Genomic DNA, 21585 nt, shown 5'->3' with positions numbered 1-21585 from the left:
AAATGACAGATGTTTTTTCATTAAAAGTTGAAGAACTTGCTGTAAAAATTAAAGAAGCACAAATTACATCAGTAGAGTTATGTAAAATTTATATAGACAGAGTAAATAAATTTGAAAAAGACGTAAAAGCATGGGCGCATTTAGATAAAAAACTTTTATTAGAAAAGGCATCAGAGGCTGATGAACATAGGAAATCAGGCAAACCACTCGGTCCACTTCATGGAATACCTGTTGCGGTAAAAGATATTGTTGGAACTGTCGATATGCCTACAGAATGTGGAACATCAATAAGAAAAGGGAAATCATATTCTCAGAATGCTGAAATAGTTGATCTATTAATATCTGCTGGAGCAATTATAATGGGTAAAACAGCAACATCGGAATTGGCATTTTTAGGTCCTTCAAAAACTACAAATCCTCATGATTATTCCAGAACCCCAGGTGGATCATCTAGTGGATCTGCAGCAGCAGTAGCTTCTTTTATGGCTCCGCTTGCAATTGGATCTCAAACAGGAGGTTCAGTTATAAGACCTGCATCTTATTGTGGAGTTGTTGGTTATAAGCCTAGTTATGGTTTGATTAGTAGAAATGGTGTTCTAAAAACCTCTGAAAAATTAGATCACATTGGTGTTTTTGGAAGATCGGTAGAAGATGTTGCTCTTCTTGCTAAAATTTTAATCAAAAAAGATAATTATGATACAGCAACAGTTCATTACTCTAGTGATGAAATGTTAGCAGAAACAAAAAAAGGACCTTTGTTTGATCCTAAATTTATTTTTTACAAAACTGATCATTGGAAGCTTCTTGGAAAAAAATCAAGAGAAGCATTTGATTACTTTATAAAATCATTCAAAAATAATATCGAAGTTTTTGATACTCCTTCGTACTTTAAAGATATTCATAAATACCATCAAATAATTCATGAGACAGATTTAGCTAATAATTTTTCACTCTATTATAAAAAGTATAAGAAAAAATTATCCAAGTATATGCAAGATGCAATTTCAAAAGGTAACAAACATTCTGCAAAAGAATATGCAGAAGCTATAGATTTTATGAAAAGAAGTTATGAATCTTATAAGGAAGTTTTTGAGGATTATCATGGAGTTTTATCCCCATCTAGCCCTGGAGTAGCACTGAAAGGTTTAAAAAGCACAGGAACGGCAGAATTTAATAAAGTATGGTCTTATTTAGGTACACCTTGTATATCATTACCTATACTTCAAGGTGAAAACAATTTACCTTTAGGTGTACAATTAATTGGCGCAAAATATGATGATCAAAGATTTTTAGGTGTTGCTAATTGGTTAGAAAAGGAATGTAATAATTAAATGCAAAAATTTACAACATTTTTAGGTTCTCTTCTCGCAATTGCTTTTTTAGTAGGACTTGCAACAACGTTGACTAGATCATCGATGATTGGATTTTTTGATGTTCTTCCTGTTTATATTTTAATGGGTGGAGCAATTTTTATGATGGTTTACGAAGCGTTTTTCGATAAAAAATAATTTTTCTTAATATACAATTGTCTAGTCAAAATAAAAATTTATTAGCTTTATCTCTTTTATTTATTCAACCAATATTTATGGCATCTAATTTAATTGTTGCTAGAGGTGGTGTTGAGTTTGTGCCCCCAATTTCATTAGCTTTTTGGAGGTGGACGTTTGTATTTTTACTTCTTTTACCTTTCACATATTCATCATTAAAAAAAAATTTCAAAGTTATTAAAAATGAATATTCAAAATTATTTTTTCTAGGAGCAATGGGATGTGGAGTTTGTGGGGCTTTTCCTTTTTTAGCAGGTAAAACAACGACTGTTACAAATATGGGAATTATTTATACCTCATCTCCTATTTTTATAATTATAATTTCTGCAATATTTTTTAAAGAGAAAATTAATTTATTAAAAATTATTGGTTTGATTTCGTGTTTAGTTGGAGTTTTAGCAATTATTATTAAAGGAGATTTAAATTTACTTTTAAATTTAAATTTCACCATTGGAGATTTATGGATGTTAGCAGCTGCGATTGGCTGGGCCTTATATTCGATTTATTTATTTTACTGGAAATCTCAATTATCGATTTTTACTAGATTTTCTATGATATCGTTTTTTGGTGCAGTAAGTTTATTTCCATTTTATTTGGCGGAAGAAATTTATTTTGAACAAACTATATTTAATTCTGATTTTTTATTGTGGACTATATTTGCAGCCGTTTCACCAGGAATTATAGCATTTACTTTATATACTAAAGCTCAAGAAAGCTTAGGAGCTTCACTTACTGGCTTTACCTTATATGTATTTACTATCTATGCAGCAATTTACGGATTTATATTGTTTGATGAAAATTTAGAAACATTTCATTATATTGGTACTGCACTTGTTTTTGTTGGAGTTTACTTAGCAAAGAAAAATTATGATACCAAAACCTAGGAAATTAATTTTGCAAATTATATTTTGGATCTTAGTTATATATTTTATTTTACTAGCTTATCTTTTTATATTTCAAAGAAATCTAATGTATCATCCCCAGGAAAATAATTATTCAGGAGATAAAATAGAAGTAGAAATAGAAAAAGTTCAAATTCAAACAGCAGATAACATTAGCCTTTTAGGATGGTTTCATGAAAAAGATTTGAAAAAATTTAAGACTGTTGTTTATTTTCATGGAAATGCAGGAAGCCTAGAAAATAGAATTCATAAATTAAATCATTTTAAAAATATGGATGTAAATTTTTTAATAATCGCTTGGCGTGGATTTAGTGGAAATTTAGGAAAACCATCTGAAAATGCTTTATATGAGGATGGAAAAAGTGCAATTAACTGGCTTAAAAATAAAGGTTTGAGTGACAGTGATTTAATCATTTATGGAGAGTCACTTGGCACAGGAATTGCAACTGAAGTTTCTCAAAATAAAAGATATGCTGGTTTAATTTTAGAAACACCTTTCACTTCAATGATTGCTGCAGCTAAGAATTTTTATCCATACATTCCTGTCTCTCTAATATTGAAAGATAAATATAAAAATGATGAAAAAATAAAAAATATTAATATTCCAGTTTTAGTTATGCATGGCGAAAAAGATCAAATTGTTCCTTTTTCAATGGGAAAGAAGATGTTTGATTTAGCAAATGATCCAAAGTCCTCTTATTTTACCAAACATGACGATCATATGATGGAATTTGATAATAATATGGTTTTCCAACTAGGTTCATTTATAAAAAGTTTAAATTAAGCCACAATCAAAACAATTTTATTCCAAAAATTCTAATTAATTTCTAATCATGAAGAAATTATTCATTTATATTTTTTTGACTTTTCTTATTTCAGGAACTTCTTTTTCTAAAGAAAATTTGTCTTCAATTGAAAATTTATTTTTTATTGATCAAATGAACTCGCATGATGAAAATTTTGCTTTGTATTTTAAACCAAGAGAAAAGGCTATATTAGCAAAAGGGGAAGTAAGTAATTACATCAATGATTACCCTAAAGATCTTTATATATATGATTATAAAACAGAAGTATCATCACCATTGATTTCTTATGAATGGTTTCCAAGAAAAGCAAAAAATTTTTTAAAGGAATATAATTTTCCAGTTTTTCCAGATGATTTTGCTTATTATCTATTAAAGGATAACAAAACATTGGTAATGATTAGTGCTGTTAAAAGTTTAAAAGTAAATTTCAAATACGATATTGTTGAAAAGAAATTAGATTTATATCCAACTAATGGAAAGTTTGATTTCATTATTTCCTCTATTGCAAAGGACTGCGGACACTACAAATTTAAGGATAATTACAGATGTAGTTTCTATAAACCTTTAATATCTAGTAATTTAATTAAGTAATTTGTGTAAACGCATCAGCAAATTTTTCAGCTTCAAAAATTTGCAGATCATCTTCCTTTTCACCTAAACCAAGTGCAATAATTGGTATTTTATACTTTTTGGCTACAGCCAGAAGTATTCCTCCCTTAGCTGTTCCATCTAATTTTGTCATCACTAAGCCTGTAATTGGGATAATTTTATTAAATTCTTCAACTTGATTTAAAACGTTTTGACCTGAAGTTGCATCTAAAACTAAAATCACATCATGAGGTGCACTTTCATCTATTTTTTTTGTAACGTTTGCTATTTTTTTATATTCTTCCATTAGGTTTTTTTTATTTTGCAGTCTTCCAGCAGTATCAATTAAAACTTGATTAAAATTGTTTGATATAGAAGTTTCTATTGCCTTATAAGCTACAGATGCAGGATCAGATCCTTGTGAAGATTTTGTAATTTCAACATTAATTTTTTTTGCCCAATTTTCTAATTGCTCTATAGCAGCAGCTCTAAATGTATCTGATGCTGCCAACATAACTTTATTACCATTTTCTTTTAATATTTTACTAATTTTTCCAATAGTTGTTGTTTTACCAACGCCGTTAACTCCAGAAACTAAAATGGCATTAAGTTTTTCTTTATTTTTAAAAAATTCATTATTTTCTAGAGGTTTCATAACTGAGATAATGTACTCTTTAAGAATATTATTTATCTCAGCAGTTAAATCTTTGTTTGGATCTATTTTTGTTTTAGAGATTATTTCTCTAATTTCTGAGGCAGAAGCTACCCCAACATCTGATTGAATTAAATAATCTTCAATTCTGTCTAAAGTTTTGTCATCAATTTCTTTTTTGACAACTATATCTCTTAGGCCCGATGTAAAAGCTGAAGCACTTTTTTTAAATCCTGATTTAAATTTTTCGAAAATTCCCATTAAATTTCTATATCGATTTCTTTTATATCAGAAACAGGACCTTTCATGTGGATACTATTGTTTTCATCTATAGATATCGTCAATCTTCCAGTAGAAAATTCGATGTTAACTTTATCGCTAGCAAGTCCTGCCTGCTTAGCAGCAAAGGCAGTAGCACAAGCTGCAGTTCCACATGCTTTTGTCAAACCAGCTCCTCTTTCCCAAACTTTTACCTTTATTAACTCTTTGTTTACTATTGTGGCTATTGTGACATTACATTTTTCTGGAAACAGTTTGTGGTTTTCTATTTCTGGGCCAACTTTTTCTATTTTGAATTGTTCGTTGTCTTCTACAAAAAAAATTATATGAGGATTTCCCACATTGACGGCCGTTCCTCCAAAAAATTCATTATTATTTGAATCAACAATTTTAATATTTAAGTTTTTAGTTTCTAATTCTTGAGATAATGGAATTTCATTCCATTTAGTTCTGCCCAAACCAATTTCAGTAGATACTAATTTTTCTCCTAAAATATGAGATTTTAAATGGCCAGATAAAGTTGTTAATATAATTGTGTCTTTATTTTTTTCTTTTCCTAATAGCTCAGCCACACACCTTGTACCATTTCCACATGCACCAGAAACCCCGCCATCAGAGTTAAAAAATTCTATTGAAGCATCGTAATCTTGGTCTTTATTAATTAATATAAGTTGGTCGCATCCTATAAAGTTTCTGTCACAAATTTTAATTATTTGGTCTTTGGTAAGATTTGTAACTTTTTCTCTATTATCAATAATTACAAAATCATTGCCTAAACCGTCCATTTTAAATGCTTTAATATTCATAATTAGATATTTAACTTATTTATTGACTTTTTGAACCTCTATTATAGGTTGTTGCCGTTTCCGCAAAAACATTAACTTTGCGGTGTCTTTGGAAACAAAGAGATCGACACTAGTCAGCGAGAGTTCGCCCACTAGTGCGTTACTGCTATGCGTAACAAAAAAATATATGTTTGAAAATTTAACAAATAAATTTGAAGAAATTTTTTCTTCTTTAAAAAAAGCACCCTCTCTGAATGAAGCTCAGGTAGATGAGGGCTTGAGAAGTATTAGGCAAGCATTGCTTGAGGCAGATGTTTCTTTAGATGTTGCAAAAGAATTTGTTGAAAACGTAAAACCTAAAGCTTTAGGACAAGAAATCATAAGATCAACTTCTCCTGGAGACATGGTTGTAAAAATTGTCTACGATGAGCTAGTAAACTTACTAGGTTCTAGCAATGCAGATATAAATTTAAATGCTGTACCACCAGTTCCTATGATGATGGTTGGTTTGCAGGGTTCGGGTAAGACAACTTCTACTGCAAAATTAGCTAAATATTTAGAAGATAACAAAAAGAAAAAAGTGATGATGGTCAGTTTGGATATTTATAGGCCAGCAGCACAAGAACAGCTTAGATCTTTAGGTGAACAGAATAATATTTTGACACTTCCAATTATTGAAGGTCAACAACCAACTGATATTTGCCAAAGAGCCATGAGTGCAGCAAATCTAAATGGAGCAGATATAATTTTGTTTGATACAGCTGGGAGAACTCAAATTGATTTACAAATGATGAGCGAGATCAAACAAATTGAGAGCATTATTAATCCAGCAGAAACTTTTCTTGTAGCGGACTCTCTTACAGGTCAAGTTGCTGCTTCAGTTGCAAAAGAGTTTAAAAACACAGTTAACTTATCTGGAATAATCTTAACTAGAGCTGACGGTGATGCCAGAGGCGGAGCTGCCGTGAGTATGAAATATGTATCAAATGTTCCGATAAAATTTTTGGGTATAGGTGAAAAAATAGAAAATTTTGAGGTATTTCATCCAGATAGAATAGCAAATAGAATTTTAGGAATGGGAGACATTGTTTCTCTTGTAGAAAAAGCTGCACAAGATTTAGGTGAAGAGAACATTAAAAAAGCTGAAGAAAATTTAAAAAAGGGTCAATTCTCTATGGAAGATTACCTTTCTCAATTAAGACAAATGAAAAAAATGGGAGGCATTGAGGGGATCATGTCTTTTATGCCAGGAGTATCTAAAATTAAATCTCAAATGGATTCAGCAGGGATTGACGAAAGTATTATAACAAAAAACGAAGCTATCATTTTATCAATGACAAAAAAAGAGAGAGAGAATCCAAAAGTAATTGATGGTTCAAGAAAAAAAAGAATTGCTAATGGCTCTGGCACAGATCCAGCCACTATCAATAAATTGCTTAAGCAATTTAAAATGATGTCTGAAATGATGAAAAAGATGTCAAAAGGAAATCTGAAAGGTATGTCTGATCAAGGGATACCACCAGAGCTATTTAATAAACTAAAATAATAAAATAAGGAGAACAAATGTTAAAACTTAGATTATCAAGGGGAGGCTCTAAAAAGAGACCAGTTTACAAAGTTGTTGTAGCTGACAGTCGTTTCCCAAGAGATGGAAGATTTATAGAAAAAGTTGGTTTTTTTAACCCACTACTTCCTAAAGATAAAAAAGAAAGAGTAGGTCTTGAAGCTGAAAGAATTAAATATTGGCTAGGTCAAGGCGCTAAACCAACAACAAGAGTTGCAAGAATTTTAGGTGAAAATGATTTAATCCCTATGCCAGCAGCTGGAAATAACCCAAATAAAGCTGTTCCTAAAAAAGAAAGAAATAAAAAAGAGGAAGATGGTGCAGAAGCCCCTAAAGCTCCAGCAGCAGAAGCAGCTCCAGCAGCAGAAGCTCCAAAGGAAGAAGCTCCTAAAGCAGAAGCAGCTCCAGCAGCAGAAGCTCCAAAGGAAGAAGCTCCTAAAGCAGAAGCAGCTCCAGCAGCAGAAGCTCCAGCTGAGGAAAAAAAATAAACTGAGGACAGTATATGTGGCAAGCTCAAGTGTTTACACTTTATCCAGATATTTTTCCTGGTCCTTTGTCTAAAGGTCTATATGGAAAAGCAATGTCTAAAAATATTTGGAATTTAAAAGTAGTAAACATTAGAGATGCTGCTGAGGATAAACACAAAACGGTAGATGATACTCCTTATGGAGGTGGTTCAGGTATGTTGATGAAAGCTGATGTATTAGCAAAATCATTAGATCAAAATAAAAATGAGGGAGAAAAAATATTATATTTATCTCCAAGAGGAAAAAAATTTGATCAAAATTATGCCAAAGAACTATCAAAGAAAAAATCGGTTTCGATAATTTGTGGACACTTCGAAGGAGTTGATGAAAGAGTGTTAAGCACGAGAAATATAGAAGAAGTTAGTATTGGAGACTTTATTTTATCAGGAGGAGAGTCAGCAGCATTTGTGGTGATTGATAGTATTTTGAGACTTTTACCCGGTGTTCTGGGAAATGAGAATTCTACGGTAAACGAAAGTTTTGAAAATGGATTATTAGAGTATCCTCAGTTCACAAAACCTCAAATTTGGGAGGAAAAAGCGGTTCCAGAAGTACTTTTGTCAGGAGATCACAGTAAAATTAAACACTGGCGTTTATCTCAATCTGAGGCTATAACACGCGTCCGAAGACCAGATTTATGGGAAAAATATAAGAAGAATTAATTTGATAAATATAACTATGAAAACAATTGAAGAGATAAATCAACATAACGTTAAAAAAATACTTTCAGAAAAAAAGATACCTGAATTCTACCCTGGAGATGTAGTTAAAGTAGGTGTTAGAATTACAGAGGGAAAAAAAGAGAGAATTCAATATTTTGAAGGCGTTTGTATTGCAAAAAAAAGCAGAGATTTAAACTCGTCTTTCACAGTTAGAAAAATTTCTTTTGGTGAAGGTGTTGAAAGAACATTTCCACTTTATGGAACTCTAATTGACTCAATTAAAGTTATTAGATCAGGAAAAGTAAGAAGAGCAAAATTATACTATCTAAGAGATAGAACAGGTAAATCAGCAAGGATTGCAGAAAAAATCAGAAAAAAAATTGGTATTGATGTTGATGCAAAACCTGAAACAGTTACTGAAGAAAATGTAGCAACACCAACAGAAGCTCCAAAGGAAGAGGCTCCTAAAGCAGAAGCAGCACCAGCTGCAGAAGCTCCAAAAGAAGAAGCCCCTAAGACAGAAGAAGCTACTGCCGAACAATCAACAGAAAGTACTTCAGAAAAAAAATAATTTTTTTTTCAATGTCCACTACTCTTTACGATAAAATTTGGAATGATCATTTAGTAGATCAGCAAGAAGATGGAACAGCTTTATTGTTTGTCGATAGACACTTAATTCATGAAGTTACCAGTCCACAAGCTTTTGAAGGTTTAAGAAATTCAAATAGAAAAGTTCGTCATCCTAATTTAACTTTAGCTGTTGCTGATCATAATGTTCCAACGACAGATAGAACTAAAGGGATATCAGATCAGGAATCAAAAATACAAGTTGATACATTAGAATCAAATTGTAAGGAATTTGGTGTACAGCTTTTTGGTATGGATGATAAACGACAAGGAATTGTTCATATTATTGGACCAGAACAAGGTTTTACTCAACCAGGAACAGTTATTGTGTGTGGAGATAGTCATACCGCAACGCATGGTGCTTTTGGTTCGCTAGCTTTTGGTATTGGAACATCTGAAGTTGAACATGTTTTAGCGACGCAAACACTCGTTCAAAAGAAAGCAAAAAATTTTAGAATTAATGTTAATGGAACACTTCCATTAGGAGTAACATCCAAAGATGTAATTCTTCAAATCATTGGCAAGATTGGTACAGCAGGCGGAACAGGTTGTGTAGTTGAATATGCTGGAGATTTAATAACATCGTTAAGTGTTGAACAGAGAATGACCATTTGCAATATGACTATTGAGGGTGGTGCAAGAGCTGGATTAATTGCTCCAGATGAAAAAATATTTGAATATTTAAAAGGTAAACCCATGTCTCCAAAAGGAGAAAATTGGGAAAACGCATTGGTATATTGGAACAGTTTAAAAACAGATGCTGATGCAAGTTTTGACAAAGAAATAAATCTTAATGCAAATGAGATTTTACCAATGATTACTTGGGGGACATCACCTCAAGACGTAATTACAATTGATGGAAAAGTACCTAATCCTCAAAATGAAAAAGATGAGGATAAAAAGAACTCAATTGAAAGAGCACTAAAATATATGGGATTAACACCTGATATGGCCGCAACTGATATCAAGATAGATAAAGTATTTATTGGAAGCTGTACAAATGGAAGAATTGAAGATTTAAGGGAAGCTGCTAAAATCTTAAAGAACAAAAAAATATCATCCCATGTAAATGCTATTGTAGTTCCCGGGTCAGGATTAGTTAAAGAAAAAGCTGAGCAAGAAGGTTTAGATAAAATATTTGTAAATTCAGGATTTGAATGGAGAGAGCCAGGCTGTTCTATGTGTTTAGCAATGAATGCAGATAAATTAAAACCAGAGGAAAGATGCGCATCTACTTCAAATAGAAACTTTGAAGGAAGACAGGGAAGAGGCGGCAGAACGCATCTAGTAAGCCCTGGGATGGCAGCTGCAGCTGCAATCTCTGGTAATTTAGATGATGTAAGAAAGTATCAAAATTAAATGCAAAAATTTAATACATTAAAAAGTATTCCAGCTTATTTACCAATCGTAAATATCGATACAGATATGATTATTCCTAAGCAATTTTTAAAAACAATAAAAAGAACTGGACTTGGAAAAAATTTGTTTTTTGAAATGAGATATGACGATAATGGAAAAGAAATTAATGATTTTGTATTAAATCAGGAACCATTTAATAACTCAAAAATTTTAATTGCAGGAAACAATTTTGGATGTGGTTCATCAAGAGAGCATGCTCCATGGGCATTGTTAGATTTTGGAATTACTTGTGTGATTAGTTCAAGGTATGCTGATATTTTTTATAGTAATTGTTTTAAAAATGGAATTTTACCAATAATTCTCGAAGAAGAAAAAATAAAAGAACTTTCTGAATACGCAAATAGAAAAGAGGAAATTTCTGTAGACTTAAATGATCAAAAAATTATTTATGGAAACAATGAAATTAAATTTGAAATAGATCCATTTAAGAAAAAATGTTTGCTAGAAGGATTAGATGACATTGCTCTTTCTTTAAAAAAATCTGACAAAATTGAAAATTTTGAAAATCAATTAAAAGATAAAAAACCTTGGATTTTTAATGATTAAAGTTAAAAAAAGAAAAATTCTATTATTACCAGGAGATGGTATTGGACCTGAAGTAATTGGAGAAGTTAAAAAAATAATTAACTGGTTCAATGATAAAAAATCCTTAGACTTTGAAATAGATGAAGATCTTGCTGGTGGATGTTCTTACGATAAACACGGTACACCAATAACAGATGAAGTTTTTTATAAAGCTTTAGAGAGTGAAGTTGTTATGCTTGGTGCAGTGGGAGGACCCAAGTGGGATAATATTGAGTTTTCAAAAAAACCTGAGAGAGCTTTATTAAAATTAAGAAAAGAATTAAAATTATTTGCAAATTTGAGACCTGCAATATGTTTTGAACAATTAGTTGGCGCATCAACACTTAAACCAGAAGTGGTTTCTGGTTTAGATATAATGATTGTAAGAGAATTAACTGGTGGAATTTATTTTGGTGAACCGAGAGGGATTAAACCAATAGAAAATGGTGAAAGAAAAGGAATAAACACTCATACTTATACCACTAGTGAAATTACTAGAGTTGCAAGAGTTGCTTTTGATCTTGCTAGAAAAAGATCAAATAAAGTTACCTCTTGTGAGAAATCTAATGTAATGGAAGCTGGACAACTATGGAAAGAAGAAGTTCAGGAACTTCATGAAAAAGAATACAAAGATGTTGAGCTAAGCCATATGCTTGCAGATAACTGTGCAATGCAATTACTTAGAAATCCAAAACAATTTGACGTAATTGTTACTGATAATTTATTTGGTGATATGCTTTCAGATCAAGCTTCAATGTTAACAGGATCTTTAGGATTATTACCTTCTGCATCTTTAGGTGCAAAAAACAAAGATGGTGAAATGAGAGCAATGTATGAACCCATACATGGTTCAGCTCCGGATATTGCAGGAAAAGGGCTAGCAAATCCAATCGCAACAGTATTAAGTTTTGCAATGGCTTTAAGATATTCTTTAGATCTTGATAATGAAGCTGATGCTTTAGAAAATGCAGTACAAGCTGTGTTAAATGATGGTCTAAGAACGAAAGATATCCTTTCTGAGGGTATGAAAGAAGTATCCACTTCGCAAATGGGCGACGCGATAATTTCAAAATTGCAATAAACCTCTAAGTATTCTAAGCTTTTCAAATGCCAAGTTATTCTGCACCTGTCAAAGATATGATGTTTCTCTATGAAAAATTAAGAGATAACAAAAATTATAATGATCTTGAAAGATATAATGAAGTTAGCTCAGATTTGGTTAAAGATATTTTAGAAGAAGCAGCTAAAATCAATCAAAATTTAATTTTACCACTTGCTAAAGCAGGCGATGAAAATCCAGCAGTTTTAGAAAATGGTGTAGTTAGAACACCACCAGGATACAAAGAAGCTTATCAGAAATATATTGAGGATGGATGGACTTCATTGTCATGCGATCCAAAATATGGTGGTCAAGGAATGCCAAAAACAGTGAGTGCTTTTTTTGACGAAATGCTTTCTTCAGCTAGTTTATCTTTTAAACTTTATAGTGAATTAAGTATTGGAGCATACAATTGTATTAATCATCACGCTACTGATGAGATAAAAGATGAATATTTACCTAAAATTGTAGAAGGTAAATGGAGTGGCACGATGTGTTTAACAGAACCTGTTTGTGGTACCGATTTAGGTTTACTTAAAACAAAAGCAGTTAGTCAATCTGATGGAACTTATAAAATAACTGGCCAAAAAATTTTTATCACATCAGGCGATCATGACTTAACAGAAAATATTGTTCATTTAGTCTTAGCAAGATCTACCGACTCTCCTCCTGGAACAAAAGGAATAAGTTTATTTTTAGTGCCCAAGTTTTTAGTAAATCAAGATGGATCTGTTGGACAAAGAAATGGTATTTCAACAGGATCTATTGAAACAAAAATGGGAATTAAAGGTTCGGCAACTTGTGTCTTAAACTTTGATGATGCAACAGGATACATGATTGGCTCTAAGGACAAAGGGTTAAATGCAATGTTCACTATGATGAATCTTGAGAGAATTGTAGTCGGTATTCAGGGATTGGGTATTTCAGAAATTGCTTACCAAAATTCACTTGCTTATGCAAAAGAGAGAAAACAAGGAAAAACTAATAATTCTAAATCTACAAATGGTGCAGATTTTATTATTGACCATGCAGATATAAGAAGAACTTTATTAAACATGAAATCAATAATTGAAGGAGAAAGAGCCTTATGCTTTTGGTTGTCTCAACAAACTGAAGTTAGTCTTCATCATCCAGATGAAAAAATTAAACAGGAAGCTTCTGATTATGTTTCTTTGATGACACCTGTAGTTAAATCTTTATTTACCGATTTAGCCATGGAGATTACGAGCGATGCTATGCAGATTCATGGAGGGTACGGTTACACTAAAGACCAAGGTATTGAACAGTTATATAGAGATAATAGAATAACACCGATATATGAAGGAACCAATTCAGTTCAAGCCGCTGATTTAGTATTTAGAAAATTAATAAACAGAAATGGTGATGTAATTTCTAAATATTTAGAAATGATAAAATCTGAATGTGAAAACAAACATGAAAAAGTAAAATCTTTTACAAAAGATCTTACATATTATCTTGATATTTTGTCAAAGTTCACTGGTTGGATTGGAGATAAAAGTAAAATCGAAAAAGATGATGTATCAGCAGCTGCAAATGACTATTTAAAAACACTTGGTTATGTTTCAATTGCTTTTTCATGGATAAAAATCTTAGAAATTAGTTTTAAAGATTATGAAGAAAATAAAGAGTTTTATTCAGACAAAATTAATACAGCTACATTCTACTTTGAAAAAGTGTTACCAAGAGCAGAATATCATTATAAATCTGCAGTTTCAGGTAGCTCAAATATAATGAAATTTAAATTTAATTAATAATGAATCATTACGATATTAATCTGGATAGAAATAATGCAAATTATGTTCCATTAACACCTCTAACATTTTTACAAAGAGCTAAAGATGTTTATCCTGATTATGAGGCTATAGTTTATGAGGATAGAAGCTATACTTGGAATGAAGTTTATAAAAGAGCAGTAAAATTTGCCAGTGCACTTTCTAAAATTGGTATTCAAAAAGGAGATACAGTATCTTTTTTAGCTTTTAATACTCCTGAAATTTTTGAGGCACACTACTCAGTTCCAATGACAGGAGCTGTTTTAAACACAATTAATATAAGATTAGACGCTAATACAATTAATTATATTTTAAATCACAGTGATGCGAAGGTATTGGTTGTAGATAGACAATTACATGTAGAAGTAAAAAAAGCTTTAAAAAATTTAAATAAAAAAATAACTGTTATAGATATTAATGACAAACATGCTGATCAATCAAAGTTGGAAAAAATTGGAGATTTAGAATACGAAAGTTTTTTAAATACTGGAGATGAGAATTTTAATTGGAAAATGCCTGATGATGAATGGCAGGCAATATCTTTAAGTTATACTTCAGGTACAACTGGCAATCCTAAAGGTGTTGTTTACCATCATAGAGGTGCGTACTTAATGTCTACGGGAAGTACTGTTGCCTGGAATATGCCTAATCGTTTAAACTTTTTAACAGTTGTACCCATGTTTCATTGTAATGGCTGGTGCTATCCATGGACAGTTCCAATGTTAAATGGAAGAACAATTTGCTTAAGAAATATTGATGTTAAGAAAATTTTTGAGCTTATTGATAAATATGAAATTACTCATTTTGGAGGAGCACCAATAGTTTTAAATATGATAACTGGAGCTCCAGAAAGTGATAGAAAAAAATTAAAGCATAAAGTTTACGTCTTAACTGCTGGAGCACCTCCGCCAAGTATTATTTTTAAAAAAATGAAATCTCTTGGATTTGAAGTTATGCATGTTTATGGTCTTACAGAAACATATGGTCATGTTACACAATGTGCGTGGAATGATGGATGGAATGATTTAGATGAAGATAAACAAAATGAGATTAAAGCAAGACAAGGAGTAAGGTATCCCAATACAGAAGGAGTAACAGTTTTAGATCCAGAGACGATGAAAGAAGTTCCTAAAGATGGAAAAACTATCGGTGAGATCATGATTAGAGGAAACGTAGTAATGAAGGGTTATTTTAAAGATAAAGAAGCTACAGACAAAGCAATGAAAGATGGATGGTTTCATAGTGGTGACTTGGCAGTTATGTTTCCTGATGGGTATGTAAAAATTCAAGATAGATCTAAGGATATTATTATCTCAGGGGGAGAAAATATTTCATCAATAGAAATTGAAAATACTTTATCTAAACATCCTTCGGTTTCAATAGCAGCAGTAGTTGCTAAACCAGATGAAAAATGGGGAGAAGTACCTTGTGCTTTCATCGAGATGGTTCAAGATAAGCCTGTTACTGAAAAAGAATTAATTGATTTTTGTAAAGAAACTTTGGCTGGATTTAAAGTTCCCAAAAAGGTCGTTTTTTGCGAACTACCTAAGACATCAACTGGAAAAATACAGAAGTTTGAACTGAGAAAAAAAGTTTAGGAATCTAATTGATATTTGAAATCGAAAATAAAAATATTTTTGCTTCAGACAATGGCAAAGGTATAGATAAAAACAAAGATACCATTGTTTTTCTTCATGGAAGTGGCTTATCTCATATTGTTTGGTCATTAAGTGAGCAATTTTTTTCAAATAATAATTTCAATGTATTATCTATTGATTTACCAGGACATGGAAATTCTGAGGGGCCATGTTTAAAAACTATTGAGGAGATAGCAGAATGGTTGGAACTTGTATTTGATGCCTTAGATCTTCAAAATTTAATTTTAGTTGGTCATTCACAAGGATGTTTAGAAATACTTGAGTATTCCCATAGATACAAAGATAGACTAAAAAAAATAGTCTTTGTAGGTGGATCTAATAAAATGCCTGTTCATCCTGATTTGATTGAACTTGCGGAAAATGGAGATTCTGATGCAGTAAAGTTAATGATGAAGTGGGGATATGAAGGCTCAAAAAAATTTATAGGTGGAAATCCAGTTGAAAGAATTATTCAATCTCCAAAAGATATTAGAGAAATACTTGCTGTAGATCTTATAGCTTGTAATAATTACAAAAATGGCTCAACCACAGCTGGGTCAATTGAGGTTCCATCAATGTTTGTTTTTGGTTCTCTAGATAAAATGGTTAATTTAGAATCTGGAAAAAAATTCTCTCAATTGATTAAAAATTCAACTATTCATGTAATCGAAGGATGTGGACATATGATTATGATTGAAAAAGCATTTGAAATGCGGGACAAGGTTTTAGAATTTTTAAATAAATGAAAAATTATTCGATAGCAAAATCTAGAAGACTTAGAAGTACACCATATACTTCAAGAATAGAAAAACAAGGTGTAACAGCTTATACAATCTATAATCATATGTTGCTTCCAGCAGCGTTTGGATCTGTAGAAGATTCCTATCATCACTTAAAAGAGCATGTTCAAATTTGGGATGTCGCAGCAGAGAGGCAAGTTGAAATTTCAGGAAAAGACTCAGCTAAATTAGTTCAATTAATGACTTGTAGAGACTTATCTAAATCTAAAGATGGTAGATGTTATTATTGTCCTATTATAGATGACCAGGGTGGATTAATTAATGATCCTGTTGTGCTGAGATTAAGTCAGGAGAAATGGTGGATATCTATTGCAGACTCTGATGTAATTTTATTTGCAAAAGGATTAGCAATTGGAAATAAATTTGATGTTAAAATCTTTGAACCAAATGTAGACATTATGGCTGTTCAAGGTCCAAAATCATTTAAGTTAATGGAAAAAGTATTCGGAGAAAAAATAACTAAATTGAAATTTTTTGGATTTGATTATTTTAATTTTGAAGGAGTTGACCATTTAATTGCACAATCAGGTTGGTCTAAGCAAGGTGGTTATGAAATTTATGTTCAAAACATTGAGTCTGGTCAAAAGTTATATGATCATTTATTTGAAGCTGGTAAAGAATTTAATGTTAAGCCTGGATGCCCTAATTTAATAGAGAGAATTGAAAGTGCTCTTTTATCATTTGGAAACGATATGGATAACAATGATAACCCGTTTGAGTGTGGTTTTGATAAGTATGTTAACTTAGATAGTGATGCAAAGTTTTTGGGTAAGGAAAAATTAATAAAAATAAAAGAAGAAGGAATTACTAAAAAATTGATGGGTATAAAAATTGATATTAATGAAATCAGTGTAACAGGTTCTCTAGATTTGACAGATGAAAACAACAACCTAATTGGAGAATTAAGATCTGCTTGCTATTCACCTCACTTCAAAAAAGTAATTGGTATAGCTATGATGCAAAAAGGATACTGGAATCTTGAGCAAAATGTAAAAGTTGTTGTAAATGGACATAATTGCGCTGGAAAAGTTTGCGATTTACCTTTCATTTAGTATAACAACCCCATCATGAATATAGCTATAGTCGGAGCCACGGGCAATGTTGGAAGAAAAGTACTAGAAGTACTTGAGAGGAAAAATTTGCCTATTTCAGAAATTTTTTTAGTTGCATCTGAAAGAAGTGCGGGTTCAAAAATTAATTTTAAAGGAAAAGACATAGAAGTTGAAAATTTAGAGACTTTTGATTTTTCAAAAGCAAAAATTACTTTTTTTGCGGCAGGTGGAAAAATTTCAGAAGCTTATGCCTCGAAAGCAGCAAGTCACAGTATTGTAATAGATAATTCTAGTTTTTATAGAATGGACCCTGATGTTCCTTTAATTGTACCTCAAGTAAATGCGGATGACTTAAAAAATATAAAAAAAAATATTATTGCTAATCCTAATTGCTCAACTGCACAATTAGTCTTACCATTAAAACCAATCCATGATTTATTTAAAATAAAAAGAGTAGTTGTAGCTACATATCAATCAGTATCTGGTGGTGGTAAAGCACCAATGGATGAATTAGTAGAACAGACTAAGTTAGCATTAGAAAACAAAGCAATTGAATCAAAAAATTTTACAAAACAAATTTCATTTAATTTAATTCCACATATTGATGTATTTGCTGATGACGGATACACAAAAGAGGAATTAAAAATGACCAATGAGACTAAAAAAATTCTAGATCAAAATATTGAATTATCAGCAACTTGTGTAAGAGTACCAGTTTTAGTTTCCCATTCTGAAGCAGTAAATTTAGAATTAGAAAAAGAATTTACAATTGATCAAATTAAAGAATGTCTTGAGAAAATGGAAGGCTGTAAAGTTATTGATCAGAGACAAGATGGTGGATATTCAACACCACTTGAAGCGGCTGGAAAAGATGAGACATTCATTTCAAGAATTAGAGAAGATAAGACTAAAAAGAATTGCTTAAATATGTGGATTGTCTCAGACAATTTACTTAGAGGTGCAGCTTTAAATGCAGTTGAAATTGCCGAAACATTAATAAAAAATAATTTTTATGGAAAGTAAAAGACCTCTTTCTCCTCATATACAAATTTATAGATGGCACATATCCTCACTAGTATCTATTTCTCATAGAATAACTGGAATAATAAATATCTTAGCAATAACTTTAGTTTGCGTCTGGGTTTCTTGGCTAATTTTAGGAGAACCAAAATATGATTTGATAAACTTTTTTTTTAATTCATTTCTTGGAAAATTTGTTGCAATAGGTTTAGCGTGGTCTTTTAGTTTTCAGATACTTAGTGAAATCCGACATATAATAATGGATATGGGTTATGGCTATGAACTGAAGACTACTCGTATAACAGGTTTGATGGTGATCTTTGGTTCATTGATTTTAACTATTTTATTTTACTTAATTGGAAAAAACTTTTTTTAATATGAATTTAGCTACAAAAAAATGGATGTTTTTAAAATTATCATCAATAATTTTAGTCCCTTTAATGTTTTGGTTTATAATTAATTTCATATCAGTTTATGATGGAGACTATTCTGAAGTAGTTAGTTTTTTTTCAAACAAAACAAATAAGTTTTTATTTAGTATATTTTTAATTTTTGCTTATTTTTTTTCTGCCCTAAGTATTAGTGAGGTTTTTGAGGACTATATTTCTAATGAAAAAACCAAATATGTCGCAAACAGACTTCTCTATATTTCTGCTATAATTATTCCATTATTAACAATAATAATTTTACTTAATCTAAAATAATGAGCGCTTATAATATTATAGATCATGAATATGATGTAGTTGTCTTAGGAGCTGGTGGATCTGGCTTGAGAGCTGCTGTTGGATTAAGCGAAGCTGGATTGAAAACAGCCTGTATTTCAAAAGTATTTCCAACTAGAAGCCACACTTCTGCTGCACAAGGAGGTATCTCAGCTGCACTTGGTAACATGGGGGAAGATGACTGGAGATGGCACATGTATGATACGGTTAAAGGTGCAGATTGGTTAGGTGATCAAGATAGCATTGAGTATTTATGTAAAGAAGCTCCAAAAGCTGTTTTAGAATTAGAAAAATATGGAGTTCCATTTAGTAGAACTGAAGAGGGAAAAATATATCAAAGACCTTTTGGTGGAATGACAAAAAATTATGGAAATGGAATTGTACAAAGAACATGTGCTGCTGCGGATAGAACTGGTCATGCAATTCTTCATACGCTTTATGGACAAGCCTTAAAACATAACACTGAGTTTTTTATAGAATATTTTGCATTAGATCTTTTAATGAAAGATGGAGCGTGCAAGGGATTAATTGCATGGAATTTAAATGATGGAACAATCCATAGATTTAGAGCACATACTGTAATTATAGCTACAGGTGGATATGGGAAAGTCTATTATTCAGCTACATCTGCTCATACTTGCACTGGAGATGGAAATGCAATGGTATTAAGAGCTGGATTGCCTCTTCAAGATATGGAGTTTGTTCAATTTCATCCAACAGGAATTTATGGTCATGGCACGTTAATAACAGAAGGTGCTAGAGGTGAGGGTGGTTATCTAACTAACTCTAAGGGCGAAAGATTTATGGAAAGATATGCTCCAAATGCAAAAGATTTAGCATCAAGAGATGTTGTTAGTAGGTCAATGTCTATTGAAATAAATGAAGGAAGAGGAGTTGGAAAAGATCAAGATCATGTTCATTTAAACTTAAGTCATTTAGATAAAGATATCATTGAAAGTAGACTTCCAGGAATTACTGATGCTGCAAGATTATTTGCAAATGTAGATGTAACTAAAGAGCCTATACCTGTTGTCCCAACAGTTCATTATAATATGGGTGGTATTCCAACAAATTACAAAGCAGAAGTTTTAACTGTTAATGGTTCAGAAAAAACTGTTCCAGGTCTGATGGCTATAGGAGAAGCAGCATGTGTATCTGTTCATGGTGCGAATAGACTTGGCTCTAATTCATTAATTGATTTAGTAGTATTCGGAAGAGCAGCAGCAAAAAGGGCAGCAGAATTAGTTAAACCCGGAACTCCTCATGAAGAGCTACCGGAGTCTGAGACACAAAAATGTTTAGATAGATTTGATAAGTTAAGAAATGCAGATGGAAATAATAGTACTGCAGAACTTAGACTTTCAATGCAAAAAACAATGCAATCTAAATGTGCAGTATTTAGAACAGAAAAAAATTTAAAAGAAGGCGTAGATGATATTAGAAAAACTTATGATGGAATGGACTCCATTTCTGTTAAAGACAGATCTTTAGTATTTAATACTGATTTAGTTGAAACTTTAGAATTTGATAATTTAATTAGACAAGCAGTAACAACAGTAGAATCTGCATATCACAGAAAAGAAAGCAGAGGAGCTCATGCAAGAGATGATTATCCAAAAAGAGATGATGATAAATTTATGCAACATACTCTTGCTTGGTGTGATGGAAAAAATACAAAAATTAGTTATAGACCAGTCCACAAGTCAACTTTGACTAATGAAGTTCAATATTTTCCACCACAAGAGCGAGTATACTAATGGTACAATTGAATTTACCAAAAAATTCTGAAGTCAAAAAAGGTAAATATTTTAAAGATAAAACAGGCTCTAAAAATCTTAGAAGAGTAAATGTTTATAGATGGGACCCTTCTACTGAAGAAAATCCAAGAATTGATACTTATGAAGTTGATATGGATAATTGTCCTTCAAAAGTTTTAGATATTTTAAATAAAATTAAAAACGAAATTGACCCAACATTAGCTTATAGAAGATCTTGTGCTCATGGAGTTTGTGGTTCTTGTGCTATGAACATGGGTGGCAAAAATGGTTTAGCGTGCACAACTCCGCATTCGGAAATTGATGGAGATATAGACATATATCCGCTACCGCACTTGAAAGTTAAAAGAGATTTAATTGGAGATTTGGATGGTTTGTATAAACAGTATCAATCTATTGAACCTTGGTTAAAAAATAATTCAAAAAAAGAAACAACAGAAATTTATCAATCTCAAGAAGATAGAGCAAAACTTGATGGCGCTTATGAATGTATTATGTGTGCATGTTGTTCAACATCTTGCCCAAGTTATTGGTGGAATGGAGATAAATACTTAGGTCCAGCAGTCCTTCTACAAGCTTACAGATGGATCGTTGATAGTAGAGATGAAGAAAGAAAAGCAAGATTAAAAAAAGTTGCTGATGAATTAAAACTTTACAGATGTCATACTATTTTAAATTGTACAAATGCTTGTCCCAAAGGCCTAAATCCAGCAAAAGCAATTGCAGAAATTAAAAAAATGTTAGCTACGGCCAATGTTTAAATAG

Annotated in this window: 23 protein-coding genes; 21 read left to right on the top strand and 2 right to left on the bottom strand. The window is 31.5% G+C overall.

The annotated features are described in order from the left end of the window. Positions 1-2: 2 nt before the first annotated feature. From ACTTA5_RS04820 to ACTTA5_RS04800, 5 genes are all read left to right on the top strand, one after another. The gene (locus ACTTA5_RS04820; protein WP_440648358.1) at positions 3-1331 is read left to right on the top strand and encodes an amidase; all 1329 of its coding nucleotides are present in this window, start codon (positions 3-5) and stop codon (positions 1329-1331) included. Further along, positions 1332-1508: a hypothetical protein gene (locus ACTTA5_RS04815; protein ID WP_179850415.1), complete on the top strand. Its 177-nt coding sequence runs from the start codon at positions 1332-1334 to the stop codon at positions 1506-1508. Between the two features lie 17 nt (positions 1509-1525). Next, complete coding sequence (locus ACTTA5_RS04810; protein WP_440648356.1) at positions 1526-2431, top strand: DMT family transporter; 906 nt, start codon at positions 1526-1528, stop codon at positions 2429-2431. Between the two features lie 85 nt (positions 2432-2516). After that, on the top strand, positions 2517-3233 hold the full coding sequence (locus tag ACTTA5_RS04805) for an alpha/beta hydrolase (RefSeq protein ID WP_440648354.1): 717 nt from the start codon (positions 2517-2519) through the stop codon (positions 3231-3233). Positions 3234-3282: 49 nt separating this feature from the next. Continuing rightward, complete coding sequence (locus ACTTA5_RS04800; protein ID WP_440613676.1) at positions 3283-3846, top strand: hypothetical protein; 564 nt, start codon at positions 3283-3285, stop codon at positions 3844-3846. On the opposite strand, the gene ftsY is transcribed toward ACTTA5_RS04800, so the two are convergent. Continuing rightward, the gene (gene ftsY, locus ACTTA5_RS04795; protein ID WP_440648352.1) at positions 3839-4756 is read right to left on the bottom strand and encodes a signal recognition particle-docking protein FtsY; all 918 of its coding nucleotides are present in this window, start codon (positions 4754-4756) and stop codon (positions 3839-3841) included. The two genes, ACTTA5_RS04800 and ftsY, sit on opposite strands and share 8 nt — an antisense overlap. Further along, complete coding sequence (dapF, locus tag ACTTA5_RS04790) at positions 4756-5580, bottom strand: diaminopimelate epimerase (protein WP_440648350.1); 825 nt, start codon at positions 5578-5580, stop codon at positions 4756-4758. Before dapF ends, ftsY begins: the two co-directional genes overlap by 1 nt. Before the next feature lie 166 nt (positions 5581-5746). Here dapF and ffh point away from each other — a divergent pair, with 166 nt between their 5' ends. The 16 genes from ffh to ACTTA5_RS04710 are packed head-to-tail and all read left to right on the top strand — an operon-like array spanning position 5747 to position 21581. Then, positions 5747-7105: a signal recognition particle protein gene (gene ffh, locus ACTTA5_RS04785; protein ID WP_262589911.1), complete on the top strand. Its 1359-nt coding sequence runs from the start codon at positions 5747-5749 to the stop codon at positions 7103-7105. A gap of 17 nt (positions 7106-7122) precedes the next feature. Beyond that, entirely contained in the window at positions 7123-7611 is a 489-nt protein-coding gene (gene rpsP, locus ACTTA5_RS04780; RefSeq protein ID WP_440648348.1) for a 30S ribosomal protein S16, read from the top strand. A 14-nt stretch (positions 7612-7625) separates the two neighbouring features. Beyond that, positions 7626-8312 carry a tRNA (guanosine(37)-N1)-methyltransferase TrmD gene (gene trmD, locus ACTTA5_RS04775; RefSeq protein WP_440648346.1) on the top strand — a complete coding sequence of 229 codons (687 nt, stop codon included), beginning with the start codon at positions 7626-7628 and terminating at the stop codon, positions 8310-8312. 16 nt (positions 8313-8328) lie between these two features. Further along, positions 8329-8883 carry a 50S ribosomal protein L19 gene (gene rplS / locus ACTTA5_RS04770; RefSeq protein WP_440648344.1) on the top strand — a complete coding sequence of 185 codons (555 nt, stop codon included), beginning with the start codon at positions 8329-8331 and terminating at the stop codon, positions 8881-8883. Between the two features lie 11 nt (positions 8884-8894). Further along, the gene (leuC, locus tag ACTTA5_RS04765; RefSeq protein WP_440648342.1) at positions 8895-10298 is read left to right on the top strand and encodes a 3-isopropylmalate dehydratase large subunit; all 1404 of its coding nucleotides are present in this window, start codon (positions 8895-8897) and stop codon (positions 10296-10298) included. Further along, positions 10299-10904: a 3-isopropylmalate dehydratase small subunit gene (gene leuD, locus ACTTA5_RS04760; RefSeq protein ID WP_440648340.1), complete on the top strand. Its 606-nt coding sequence runs from the start codon at positions 10299-10301 to the stop codon at positions 10902-10904. Beyond that, entirely contained in the window at positions 10897-12003 is a 1107-nt protein-coding gene (gene leuB, locus ACTTA5_RS04755; protein WP_440613683.1) for a 3-isopropylmalate dehydrogenase, read from the top strand. Before leuD ends, leuB begins: the two co-directional genes overlap by 8 nt. A gap of 26 nt (positions 12004-12029) precedes the next feature. Continuing rightward, complete coding sequence (locus ACTTA5_RS04750) at positions 12030-13793, top strand: acyl-CoA dehydrogenase family protein (RefSeq protein WP_440648338.1); 1764 nt, start codon at positions 12030-12032, stop codon at positions 13791-13793. A gap of 2 nt (positions 13794-13795) precedes the next feature. Further along, entirely contained in the window at positions 13796-15412 is a 1617-nt protein-coding gene (locus ACTTA5_RS04745) for an acyl-CoA synthetase (protein WP_440648336.1), read from the top strand. Between the two features lie 8 nt (positions 15413-15420). Beyond that, a complete protein-coding gene (locus ACTTA5_RS04740; RefSeq protein WP_440648334.1) occupies positions 15421-16197 on the top strand; it encodes an alpha/beta fold hydrolase in 777 nt (258 codons plus the stop codon). After that, positions 16194-17303, top strand: coding sequence for a dimethylsulfoniopropionate demethylase (locus tag ACTTA5_RS04735; protein WP_440648332.1), 1110 nt, complete (start codon positions 16194-16196; stop codon positions 17301-17303). The genes ACTTA5_RS04740 and ACTTA5_RS04735 overlap by 4 nt, the downstream gene beginning before the upstream one ends. A 15-nt stretch (positions 17304-17318) precedes the next feature. Further along, complete coding sequence (locus ACTTA5_RS04730) at positions 17319-18326, top strand: aspartate-semialdehyde dehydrogenase (RefSeq protein WP_440648330.1); 1008 nt, start codon at positions 17319-17321, stop codon at positions 18324-18326. Further along, positions 18316-18699: a succinate dehydrogenase, cytochrome b556 subunit gene (sdhC, locus tag ACTTA5_RS04725; RefSeq protein ID WP_440635419.1), complete on the top strand. Its 384-nt coding sequence runs from the start codon at positions 18316-18318 to the stop codon at positions 18697-18699. Before ACTTA5_RS04730 ends, sdhC begins: the two co-directional genes overlap by 11 nt. A gap of 1 nt (position 18700) precedes the next feature. Further along, entirely contained in the window at positions 18701-19027 is a 327-nt protein-coding gene (gene sdhD / locus ACTTA5_RS04720) for a succinate dehydrogenase, hydrophobic membrane anchor protein (RefSeq protein WP_440633083.1), read from the top strand. Then, entirely contained in the window at positions 19027-20802 is a 1776-nt protein-coding gene (sdhA, locus tag ACTTA5_RS04715; protein WP_440613691.1) for a succinate dehydrogenase flavoprotein subunit, read from the top strand. The genes sdhD and sdhA overlap by 1 nt, the downstream gene beginning before the upstream one ends. After that, a complete protein-coding gene (locus ACTTA5_RS04710) occupies positions 20802-21581 on the top strand; it encodes a succinate dehydrogenase iron-sulfur subunit (protein ID WP_262589896.1) in 780 nt (259 codons plus the stop codon). The genes sdhA and ACTTA5_RS04710 overlap by 1 nt, the downstream gene beginning before the upstream one ends. Positions 21582-21585: the final 4 nt, after the last annotated feature.

This window comes from Candidatus Pelagibacter sp. HIMB1521 (genome assembly GCF_052047875.1).
Classification (GTDB): Bacteria; Pseudomonadota; Alphaproteobacteria; order Pelagibacterales; family Pelagibacteraceae; genus Pelagibacter.
The sequence above is the reverse complement of the archived record's forward strand: the minus strand, read 5'-3'. Positions and strand labels throughout refer to the sequence as shown.